Genomic DNA, 1,749 nt, shown 5'->3' with positions numbered 1-1,749 from the left:
TTCATTTATTCCTCTGGTAGTCGGAGCGATCGCTTATCAATTAACACAGCGCTGGAGTTATGGTTTTATTGCTGCTTTATTCATAGCTTTAGATGGATTATTTCTGGTTGAATCTCGCTATGCTCTAAATAATATTTATCTAGTAATTTTTGGATTATTAGCTCACTTGTGTTTAATTTTTGCTCTACAAAATAGTCAATTAAAACAAAAAAAATGGTTGATTTTATCTGGGATATTTTTTGGTGCAAGTGCAGCAATTAAATGGAATGGTTTAGGATTTTTACTCGGCATTTATTTACTCTGGATATTGGCGTGGATAATTGAATTTTTTGCTCCCAAAAAGAAATCAGAATTTATATCTCCTTGGCAAAATTTAACTCGACTAAATCTGATTCAATTTACTCTAAACTTATTTGTTATTCCCATAATTACTTATAGTTTACTTTGGATTCCCCACATTATTCTTAACCCCACATATGGTTTTTTGGAAATGCAGCAACAGATTTTCAGCTATCACCAAAGAATAGGCAGTGGAGCTGATACTCATCCTTATTGCGCTCAATGGTTTACTTGGCCGTTAATGATGAGACCTATAGTTTATTTTTATAAAAATACGGGTTTATTAGACAAACCAGAACCTTCTTTACCACCCCTACCTTCAGATATTGGAGACCCAAAAGTTAATCCCCTAATTTTTGATGTTCATGCTATGGGAAATCCTGCTCTTTGGTGGTTCTCAATATGGGGAATTTTATTATTAATCTTGATGTTATTTAATCGTGTTTGGCATTGGGAAAAAAATAGACAAGCAAGACATCAAAAAATTAAATTAAAGCAGATTATTAAATTTCCACCTGCTTCAGAAATGTGGTTGTCATTATATTTAGTTATCAATTGGCTAAGTAATTTTCTCCCTTGGAGTAGAGTAAGTCGTTGTACTTTTTTGTACCATTATATTGGAGCTTTAGTATTTGCTATCTTGGGATTTTCTTGGTGGGTTGATAGATGGTTAAATAGTTCCCAAAGTCGTCTCAGGATAATAGGGGTTACAGTAATTTTGATGATTTTATTTGCGTTTGTTTTTTGGATGCCTGTTTATTTAGGATTACCTTTATCTCCTCAAAGTTGGCGGCTTAGAATGTGGTTTAGGTCATGGATATAGATTAAGGAAAACCGAAAAAAAGTGAGATTATCAGTCATGTAAATACTAAAATATTAACTGTAAAAGTAGTCATTTTCAAGTTTTGGTATTACGTGGTTTAATAAGCCTTACAAGTTAGCTTTAATAATCTATGCTTTAGTTTTTTTTGTGGGAATTATTATCGGGACAATTGGAGCTATATTTGAGATAAAAACTAGAGGCGCAACTTTCGGATTACAATGGATAATAGCCTACGGAATTGGTCAAACTTATACTTATAAATATAGACAAGTTATGCCTCACCATATTAAGCTCTGGACAGTAATTTACTATTCCTTGATAGGAATTATTGTAGCTAGCTTATTGATGTTAATATTAACCCCTATAATTTTGTCTGAAATATCTATTCCATTTTTACTGTTGATATTAATTATTGCAGGTATATAGCAATTCCCAAGAAGCGTGAGGTACAAAATTCCTTGGTTTTAGGGAACAGGGAACACTTAACTGGGAACAGGGAATAGGGAATAGGGAATAGGAAACAGGGAATAGGAAATAGGAACAAATAAAGATAGGTGTACCTCACGATTGCTGAGAAACGCTATATA

At 32.9% G+C, this 1,749-nt stretch carries 2 protein-coding genes; both read left to right on the top strand.

Annotated features, from left to right (window positions below; translation table 11 throughout):
• The coding region (locus F6K40_RS40055) for a phospholipid carrier-dependent glycosyltransferase (protein ID WP_293145859.1) at positions 1-1,162 on the top strand (1,162 nt) is incomplete at its 5' end.
• Positions 1,163-1,309: 147 nt separating this feature from the next.
• Positions 1,310-1,588 carry a hypothetical protein gene (locus F6K40_RS40050; protein WP_293145856.1) on the top strand — a complete coding sequence of 93 codons (279 nt, stop codon included), beginning with the start codon at positions 1,310-1,312 and terminating at the stop codon, positions 1,586-1,588.
• Positions 1,589-1,749 lie beyond the last annotated feature (161 nt).

The sequence above is a fragment of the Okeania sp. SIO3I5 genome (genome assembly GCF_010672085.1).
In the GTDB taxonomy this organism is placed as follows: domain Bacteria; phylum Cyanobacteriota; class Cyanobacteriia; order Cyanobacteriales; family Microcoleaceae; genus Trichodesmium.
The sequence above is the reverse complement of the archived record's forward strand: the minus strand, read 5'-3'. Positions and strand labels throughout refer to the sequence as shown.